The 10028-nt window shown below is 28.0% G+C and carries 8 protein-coding genes; all 8 read right to left on the bottom strand.

Features of this window, described 5'->3' with window-relative positions; genetic code table 11:
• Positions 1–126 precede the first annotated feature (126 nt).
• Positions 127–1035: a hypothetical protein gene (locus KO515_RS08125; protein ID WP_215935886.1), complete on the bottom strand. Its 909-nt coding sequence runs from the start codon at positions 1033–1035 to the stop codon at positions 127–129.
• A 259-nt stretch (positions 1036–1294) separates the two neighbouring features.
• A complete protein-coding gene (locus tag KO515_RS08130) occupies positions 1295–2329 on the bottom strand; it encodes a PQQ-binding-like beta-propeller repeat protein (protein ID WP_215935887.1) in 1035 nt (344 codons plus the stop codon).
• Between the two features lie 30 nt (positions 2330–2359).
• Positions 2360–2671, bottom strand: coding sequence for a hypothetical protein (locus KO515_RS08135; RefSeq protein WP_215935888.1), 312 nt, complete (start codon positions 2669–2671; stop codon positions 2360–2362).
• A 193-nt stretch (positions 2672–2864) separates the two neighbouring features.
• The gene (locus tag KO515_RS08140) at positions 2865–4982 is read right to left on the bottom strand and encodes a COR domain-containing protein (RefSeq protein WP_215935889.1); all 2118 of its coding nucleotides are present in this window, start codon (positions 4980–4982) and stop codon (positions 2865–2867) included.
• Between the two features lie 156 nt (positions 4983–5138).
• Positions 5139–6152 carry an alpha/beta hydrolase family protein gene (locus KO515_RS08145; RefSeq protein ID WP_215935890.1) on the bottom strand — a complete coding sequence of 338 codons (1014 nt, stop codon included), beginning with the start codon at positions 6150–6152 and terminating at the stop codon, positions 5139–5141.
• Positions 6153–6391: 239 nt separating this feature from the next.
• Positions 6392–7333 (bottom strand): hypothetical protein, encoded by a 942-nt coding sequence (locus KO515_RS08150; RefSeq protein ID WP_215935891.1) that lies wholly within the window; start codon positions 7331–7333, stop codon positions 6392–6394.
• A gap of 141 nt (positions 7334–7474) precedes the next feature.
• On the bottom strand, positions 7475–9187 hold the full coding sequence (locus KO515_RS08155) for a hypothetical protein (RefSeq protein WP_215935892.1): 1713 nt from the start codon (positions 9185–9187) through the stop codon (positions 7475–7477).
• 354 nt (positions 9188–9541) lie between these two features.
• On the bottom strand, positions 9542–10015 hold the full coding sequence (locus KO515_RS08160) for a hypothetical protein (protein WP_215935893.1): 474 nt from the start codon (positions 10013–10015) through the stop codon (positions 9542–9544).
• Between the last annotated feature and the right edge of the window lie 13 nt (positions 10016–10028).

The following is a 10028-nucleotide window of genomic DNA, read 5'->3' on the forward strand; positions in this document are numbered from 1 at the left end:
ATTAGTTGCGTGGTTTAGCGACTAAGTTAGCAAACATTTACGAACCCGTGAATATTCCGCAGGAATATTCGCAAGTAAGCTCAATGAAGCAATTAATTATACACGGTGTTGGCTTTTAGTGCTTTTTCAATCCTCTAAATATCTTTCAATTTTTATGTTTTTGTTTTTATAATATTGTTTGATATTAAATTCATCAATGCTTTCTCCAGTATCTAAATCATAATCTATACCACCAGTTCCATAATCCAAAGAACCCAATAAATCTGAATTAGTTTTTTGTTTTGCTATTTTCCAACACTCAACCATCATTTTAGAAAATAAATCATAGACGTAACTCTCATCCACATCATCATAATCTCCAGCAGTTATATTTAAATCTTTTAAAATTGCAGTTTCAATTTCGTGTATATCAATATTGAATTCATGTTCAAATTTAAATTCAGGTACATATTTTGAATATTTCTCATTATGAAATACTCTGGAAGGTTCAGCACTTAAGTGAAAATTATAATTCCCTTGTAAGAAATAAATTATACTAATTGCTTTTAAAGGAAATTTTTCATCTGATTTTCTCAATTTTTGTTTGTTTTCAAGAATATTAGTTAGAAAATCAATAATGGTAGGTTTTATTAAATCTAAATTTTTTTTGTATAATACTTTAGTTAAATCATGATTAAATGATAAATCAGAAATAATGTGTTCTTCTTTGAAATCAGAATCGTTTCTCATGGCTTTAACTTCTTCCTTAATTACGTAATAATATTTAGAAATAAAGTCCCAATTGTCCAATAATATTTGAGAGGAAACTTCGGATTTATCTATTTCGATAGTTTCAGAGCCATCTATAATTTTATTCCAATATTTATATCTGTAGGGATTGTTTTTGACTTCTAACTTTCTTTTTTCTGATTCCTCCTTTGATTTTATTGCAATTTCATTAGATAATTTATTGAATCTTTTCTTTCCATCATAGCGTATGGTTAATTTGATTATCGCAAGGATTAGAAATAAAAAGAAAAAAATACTGGCAATCATTTATTCATATTTGTTTTTAGTTATCTTAATATTCCTCATTAAGTTTCTATTCAGGCTTTAAATTACTAAACTTAATATACCAAAATTAGGTTGTTTTGCGATGACCTTCAGCATTAAAGCCAACGTTGATGTGTATGGTTAGTTGCGTGGTTAAGCAACTAATTTAGCAAATAAATCACAGATAGAATATTCCGAAGGAATGTTCGTAAGTCGGCAGTGACCTAGCAATTAATTATACACGGTGTTGTAACCAGTTTTTTTATTTTAATTCAGCCAATTTTTTTATTGATGTCTTGTTTGCATAATAAATCTCATTGTTTATTACCCAAGGTCCAGCAGTTTTAATATTCCTAAAGTACTTTTTTTTATCATTTGGTAAGGGATAAATTACTAAAGATGAGTTATTGGATGCAATTAGTTTATCGTCATTAATGAAAAGTAACTCAAAATAATTATCTGGTAATGTATATCTTTCTTTTATTACTAAACTTTTAGTATCCAATTCGAAAACTTGGTTCTTGAAATTAAAGAAAACAATATTCTCTTTATTAGGAACAATTCTGGAAGAGTGGTCAATGTTTTGTTCCAATTGCCAATTTAGTTTCAAATCATCTTTACTTATAGAGAAAATTTCTCGTTCCATAATTGATTGACCAGCTCCAAAGATTAAATTATTTTGAACAAGCACTAAATTTGTTACCACAGTTTTCGGTAAATCTATTTCACTTATTCTTGATTTGTTATTTAAGTTGAAAGAAAATAAAGTGGTTTTAATATCTGGTTTGAAATTCCCTGCAACAAAAAGCGTATCATTATTTATTAAAATTTTTGGATTACCTAAAATTGTTGATGAGGAAGGTAATAAAGACCATAATATTTGCCCTGTAGATTTAGAAAAAGAATAAGAACCATACAAAGAAGATGCTATTATTTCGTTATTGTGTGAAAGCAAATCATAGGTTCTACCTGTGAAATTTTCTTTTATTATAAAATTGACTTCTCCATTTATTTTGTCAATGGAAACTACTGTATTTGGTGTTGTATAATATATACTATTTCCTGAATCTAGAACTTTAATAGACAGATTGTAAAGTTTTTTATGTTCCCAAATTTTTTCTTTAGTAATGGAATTTTCTTTTATGATATAACCATCGTAATTTTCGTAGAATTGAAATGAATTTTCTATAGATATTAATTCAGAAATACTATTACTAAAAACGCCAGAACCTTTATTTTTACAAGCGTAGACTAAACAAAAAAGTATTAAAAGTACCTTATAATGTGATTTAATCATCCGTTAATGAGATTACTGGTTTTTAGCTTTCTAGTTTTTTGTTTTTATAATACTTTTCTTTATTTCTAATCGTTCAGGATAATCTCCATTGAAATATGAAACAAACTTTTCAGTTAAGATTGCTTTGTTTCCAGCTTTAGGAATTGAGTCTAAATATTTGAAATAAATTGTGTCATTTTTTAATTCCACATTTCCAGCGTAAATATCTCCAACACGTTCAAGTCCACGAGATTCAAATTCAAACGTTTTGTCCTTATAAATTCTTAAATAAACCCAGCCCAAAGGTGCTTCTCGGTCAGCTAATAGAATTGTTTCTCTTTCTTTTTTTTTTCCTGATTGCAAGAAGTCAGAGTTAATAGAATTGTTAATATTATAATTAGGTATTTCATTCCCAAATTGGTTACAACGTGTTTGTATATGGTTTGTTGCGTGGTTTATCACGTAATTTAGCAAATAAAAACTAGATAGAAAATCTACGAGGATTTTCGTAAGTAGGCTAAAACTAGCAATAAATTATATACGGTGTTGGCAGTAGTTATTTTTTTCTAATGAATTTTTTTACTAAAGCATTGAGATTAATTCCAAGTCCAAAAAAGTTGGGTTGTAATTGAACTATTTCATTAGCTTTCTCCATAAGTGTATCTTGGTTATCTGTCTTAGACGCTATTTTTTCTAGAATAGCAAATATCTCATCTTCAGTACTTTGATTACCTTGTACTGAGCCTAGATATTTTCTTACATCTATTTCATAATCTAAACCATCTGGAATATATTTTGTGATTCCTTTAGATTCTAATGTAAGTAGGTGAGAGTGAGAAACAACGACTCCTTTTGAATTTGGAATTGGTATATTAACTTTAGTTTCTAGACCTTTGAAACTGCGATTTATTTTCCTAATGATGAATAGAATGATTGATAGATAATCTCTTTTTTTGTCGCCATAGATACCTATTTGAATTTCTTTTCGGTCATAATCAGCTTTAATTTTTGCAGTTGTATTTAGATTAGAATCTTTAATTATTATTCCAGTTCGCCATCGCAATTCATCAATTATGTCATTGTGAAGATTTACAATTAGTCTTGGCATTATTGATTTGGGTAGAAACTCATAAGAAACAACTATATTTAAAATGTCATCATCTTCAAACTTGAAAATTGGTTCTTGAACAGCTAAAAGGTCTGGAACCAATATTTCTGTATTTGAAATTCTATAACATAATTCGAATTTCATCATCAACTCGATTATATAATTTAGTTGAGAGCTAGGATATTTAAATTTACCATCATTTTCTTTTGTTCTTAAAATTGTTCTAATTTCAGATAATTTTAGGACACCTTTATTAGTTGCTAATTTTTTAGAGTTGATTATTTTGTAAACGGCGAATGTGACCCATTCTGGGTCTAATACATGAGTATCACTTAATGAGAAGTCTTTAAAATGTAATATTATACCTAAATCATTTAAGTATTCTACCAATGTATTTTGACTTGATAAATCAAAAATTCCTTTTTCAATACAAAGAGCATTAAACTCATCATAGCTAATGTAATTGGTACTCATGTTTTCAAGATGGGTTTTTACTTTAAACCAAGAAAGCGCCCATTGAACATTTAGATTTTCAATATCTAAAACAGCATTTCTTAAAGCTCCTTTCACAGATTCAATGCCTTTGTTTTCTGAACAAGAAATTTTAATAAACTTTATTATATTTGGGTACTTTTGTTGTAAAAAAAGCCTATTTACATCATAAGAAGGGTTTTCATCTATTTTATTTATAACTATAATTACAGGTGAATTTCCACCAAAACTTTTTATATGATTGAGCCAGTATTCAGGATTTGGTTCTTCTCTTGCGTTGAGCAAAATTAAATAAATGCTTCTTCTAGAAAGAAAGAACTGGTGTGTTGCGTGCATAATCTCTTGACCTCCAAAGTCCCATAATCTATATTTTACATTTTTATTATTTGGTCTTAAGTTTATGTTTTTAATGTTGATACCGTGAGTTTGACTCTCTTGTGGGTTAAATTTTTCTTTAGTCAGTAGTTTTTGAAGTGAGGTTTTACCAGAGCCACCATCTCCGACAATTATAACTTTTATCTCATTTAAGCTTTTTGTTCCATGTTTTAGAGAGTTAACATAATCTCGTATTGCTGTTAGATTATTACTTCTTTTTGATTCAAGAACCTCTAAAGGAATTGAATTCAAAGGATTATTATGAATATCTAACTTTTTCAAGGATTTCATAAATAAAACTTCGTCAGGAATCTCTGTAATTTGGTTGGTAAAAAAATACAGAGTATTTAGCTTAGATAATTCCGATAACTTTTCTGGGATATGAGTTAGTGCATTATTGACAACATCTAATCTTTGTAAATTTTTTAAATCGAATATTTCTTCTGGAATTTTTTTAAGATTTAAGCCATTTAAATACAATTCAATTACGTTTCCATTTCTATCAGTAGTTGCGAGTTGCTTTTCATCAAGATGTTCACGCAATATTACTTCTTGCTTTTTATTTGAAACATTTTCATCCTTTGTAGACTCTTTTCGTTGTTTTTGTATTTCTTTTCTTTTATCACTCCAGGTTTTGAACTCTCCAATCTGAATTTTCAATTTCCTTTCGATTATTTTGAGTATTTCAATATCAGTCATGTTGTTTTTTTAATTACTGCCAACGTGTTTGTGTAAGGAAAGTTGCGTGTTTCCAAGCAATAAAGTTAGTAAATAAAACACAAACCAAGAAAATCCGCGAGGATTTTCGTAAGTAAGCTTTTACCAGCAATTTTTTTTACACGTTGTTGGCAATAGTTATTTTTTCAGCTCTATTATCCAATTCACTAAATATTCTTTGAATGAAGAATCAATATCATAAATTTCATTTGTTAGTTGGTTAGTTCCTTTTTTGGTCATAAAGTGGTCTAAATTTTCAATCTCTTTAAATTCAATATTTGAGTTTTCAATTCTATTTATTTCGGTTTTGCTTTGATTCGGGTCAACTAAAATATCTTCTTTTCCAATAATTATCAAAGTTGGAAAATTAATGTTCTGATATGTTTTTGTATTATCAATTCGAGCAAATTCAACATTATGAGGCATTAGGTAATTAGAAAAAGATTTTTTGTTTACGTTTATTTTTTTAGATTCTTTCTTTCCGATTTTCCATAATTCCCAAGTATTTTTATTTGGATTCTTATCTATCAACTCATAAACATAATTTAAAGAGTTTATTCGCTCTTCTGTGTTTTTTCCAATTATTAACTTGTCATAATTTTTAATTCCATTCTCAATTTGATATTTTAATAATTCTCTTGGTTTTCCAATTGGTGCTGACCATTGAATTAGAAAATCAGGTTTTATATTCTGTTCAATTGATAAGGTTGTAACTATTCCACCCAAACTGTGACCTAAAAACCCTATTTTTTTGTTTTTTGTAAATTTTGATTTTTCTAACTCTCTGTAAATTTCAATGAAATCGTTCGTGTAAATTTTTGGTTGGTCATTATATTCTCCTGTAGATTTTCCAACTCCTCTTTTGTCAAATTTAAAAACTCCAATATTATTTTCAAGCAAACACTCAGTTAAGTAATTATGAGCTTTTTGAGATATTTTTCCAGTTCCAGATATGATTACAAGTATTTTATTATAGTCAGATTTTGGTGTTATTAATGTTCCAAAAATTGTAATTTTTTCATTTACTTTTTTACTTATTTCTTTAGTATTATAGTTTTGAATGTTCTTAATTCCCTTTTCATTATTCAATTCTTCTTGAGAAAAAATAAAGTTTGAAATAAAAAGAAATAATATAATTGATGTTTTTTTCATTATAAGATTTTAAATTAAATTTAAAAATATAAATATGAAAAGGTTGCAATATTAATGAACTGTTAATTACTAATTTTTTAACGGACTCTTTAATTATTGCCAACGTTGTTGTGTATGGTTAGTTGCGTGTTTAAGCAACTAATTTAGTAAACAAAAACGAACGCGAGAAAATTCCGAAGGAATTTTCCAAATAGGCAACGACCAAAGCAATTAATTATACACGGTGTTGGCAATAGTTTTTATTTCCAAAACTCCCACCAATTTTTTTTCTCAACAAAGTTTCTGTTGCTATTTTTTACAACAGTTTCATTTTTTGTTTTAGTAGGGATTTTGATTTTGTAAATGTAATCCATGATAATATCATTATTTTCTTTATCAATTGAACTAGATTTAGTTCCAATCATAGCAAAATATTCTAAATCCATTCGTTTAGATATTTCAGTATTCATTGTTTTTCTATTCGATATTTCACTTACTAGTTTTAGTAGATTATTATGTCGATTATATATTTCATTATATAAAGCCCAGTCATTTTCGTCAATATGACCAGTTACTGAACCTAAAAAGATATTTAGGTGGTTATCTTGAGCATACTTTATAGCGATGTCAAAATATTTTAATAAATCACTATCTGAATATTTTTCAGCAAATACTTCTTTAGAGATATGAGTTTTAAAATCATAGTCCTTTTCTTCATCATTCGACACAAATGAATATGCTATTGCCTTTTCATCATTTTCAATCGAAAAAAAACTTTTGCCTAAAATTACCTCTATCAACTTCCATATTGTTTCTGAAATATCATTAGAATTCTGTTCGATTTGTAATTTTTCGCCCTCTTCTTCAATCAGCTTTCCGTTATCAACCATGATTGACCTTTTCGTTATACCATTTTCGCAATAATCAAACATAAAAGTCATTGATGACTCCAAGAAAAAGAATGCCATAGAGTTTTCATTTGATAATCTTTTTTGGACATAACTACCTTTTTCAAAATCTCCAAAAATCAGTGTTCCCTTATCTGAATAATAAACGTTACAAATGTTCTTGTTATTCCAGTTTGAAGAAGCGGATTCAAAGTCAATTTCGGTAGAGTTCTTTAAGTTCCAGTTTAAAACTTCCTTTAAAGAATCAGAATTAAATTTTTTATTAATAACTATACCTGATATGTTAAATCCCATGTTTTTCTAAATTATTGCCAACGTGATTGTATATGGTTTGTTGCGTGTTTTAAGCACTAAAGTTAGCAAATAAATCACAGATAGAAAATCCGCGAGGATTTTCGTAAGTAGGCTAGAACTAGCAATAAATTATATACGGTGTTAGGGCAAGTTTTTTATCCAAACTGTTGATTTTTTGCTAACTTTTATATTTCCTTTTATTCCGACTTCTCCTTTATTGATTTTATCTACAACTTTGTCATCTAATTTAATCTCCAAAATAGTAAGCTTTCTGAACTCGTTATTTTTTTCAATGAAAATATTGTCCCCTGTTTTAATTTCAATTCCGTTTAATTTGAGAATAAAAACTTCACCTTTTAAAAATATTTCATCTATTTTTCCTAAAGGTGTAATATTTTTAGGTTTAAACGCAATTAAGCCATATTCATAAAAAGAATCTCTAGCTTCTTCTTTTGTAATAATTCCTTTTTGTATGTTATAATAAAGATTAAATAATTGCCAAGTTGTTAAAAGCCCTCTCTCATCGTTAACAGCATCTTGTTTTTGTTCTTTAGTAAGGGGTGGGTTTTCTCGGTTTTTAGCCGGAAGATGCCTTTGATGGTTAACTATGTATAAACCAAAAACATCAAAACTTCCTCTTTGTTTTGCTCTTCTATATTTAATTTTTGATATTTGACTACATTCAGTATCCTTTGAAGTTCCTCCAATTCCTTTTACTTCAATCACTAGAAGTCCTTTATCATTCTCGATTTGAATATCTTCTTCTTTTATAGTTTCGGCTTTTTCATCCATATCTATTACATTTTGAAAACCTAACCATTTCAAAAAATTAATCACAGAAAAGACTAATTCATCACCAGTTTCTGTTAAAATTTCATGTAGAAAACTATATTTTTTATTGTTGTCCAATATTTCAGTCTCTTTCTTTTTTGTTTTTAATTCATACTCTTTGCGAATAGCTTCTTTTTCAGCTAATAACTTTTGATGATTTGGTAAAGAATATTCTTTTGAATTTGTCCATTTTTTTTGAGATGAATTAGGAAATAAAGTAGGGTGAATTGTTGGTGCAATATTTTCCAAAAACTCTACAATAAAATTAGAATTATCTTTCAGAATCGGAAAAGTGTATAGGCCATATTTTTCGCCTATATATATATAAGAAATGATTTCATCACTAGCATTTTTTATTATTGGATGAAAACTAGGGTGTGGTATTTGTTCTTCATCTTTCCATATTGTGGGATGATAAAAAATGTTTTCATAAACGAAATCTTCATTATACTTATTTAGGAAATTTGCAATCTCGCTTTGTTTAAGTATTACTTCAGTTGTTTTACCATACTTGTTTTTTGTAAAAGGGAAGTATGGCATAAATTCATATATAGAATGTATTTCTATACCTTTACTTTTATGGCGGTCTCCGTGTTCTTCTACAATTTCATATTCAATTTCAGCATTTTCATTTTGAAAGACAATTATCATTGCTTCATTATGAATAATTTCTTTAATCTCTTTCATTAAAATATGAGATGATAGTCCTCTTGGGTCAAAAACTGTTTGAGGATACTCACACAATAAATATGTGTTATTTCCCGATTTATTATTTACTCGAGTATTTTCATCTTTTCTATATTCTGTAGTATCTTCATTAGAAAGATCAATAATTACAATATCAAATTCATGAATGTTTGGTGGGAAATCATGATTTAGAAGACAATATTTGTGTTGGTATTTCTGGTTTTTAGTGTCAATAAGCTTACCTAAACTTCCTTCATAAATATTGAATCCTTTTTCCTTTAATATCTTATTAGCTTTTACTGTAAGATTCAATGTGAGAATTTGAGGTTTTGTCATAGTTTTTTTCAAATTTGCCCTAACGGTTTAGCATATGGTTTGTTGCGTGATCAAGTCACTAAGTTAGTAAATAAAAACCGAATAGAAAGTCCGCGAGGACTTTCGTAAGCAGGCTAGAACCTAGCAATAAAATATATGCATTGTTGTAAACAGTTATTTATTTCGATTAAATTTCGGTTCAAATTTTCTTTTGACAATTAATCTTCTTTTATGAAACAAAAAGAAGAAATATCCAATGTAACTGAATATTAGGATTATTCCAATCCAAATATATTTGTCACTTTTGCTCTTAAAATTTAAAAATCTTAACTCCAATAAAAACAAAACGAAAAATATTATTCTAAAATATAGCATTTACAAAACAGTTATTTTTTCCTCTATGTATTTCTCAATTTGTTCTTTGTCCGCTTTATTTTTTAAAATCAGAAGTTCATTGTTTTTATGAGTCCGATAATTCATTAAGAATTTTGTTTTTCCGCTCCGAGTTAATTCCGAGTATTCAAATCGGTTTGGGTCAAACTTTTTACTTATCAATTCCGTTTTCTGAGTTCGGTCGAGTATTTTTTTTAGCCGAGTTAATTTTCCGCTTTTTTCGTCTATTTTTAATTCTGAGTAGTAAATCCAAGAAGCAAATCGGTAAATAGTGTATCCGATTAAGGTTAAAAAAGCAACAAAAATTCCGATTCCAATTCCGAGAAACCAAATCAGGAATATGAATGAAGTAGAAGTCCAAATCACTAGTTCTTTCCAGTTAAATGGAATCCTATCGCTCAGCGTGTGAACGTGTCCATTTTTGGAAATTCTAAAGTAGTCTTCGCGTTCGTTCATAATTGTTTACAAC

Origin of the sequence: Winogradskyella psychrotolerans (assembly GCF_018860545.1) — a bacterium.
Lineage (GTDB): Bacteria > Bacteroidota > Bacteroidia > Flavobacteriales > Flavobacteriaceae > Winogradskyella > Winogradskyella psychrotolerans_A.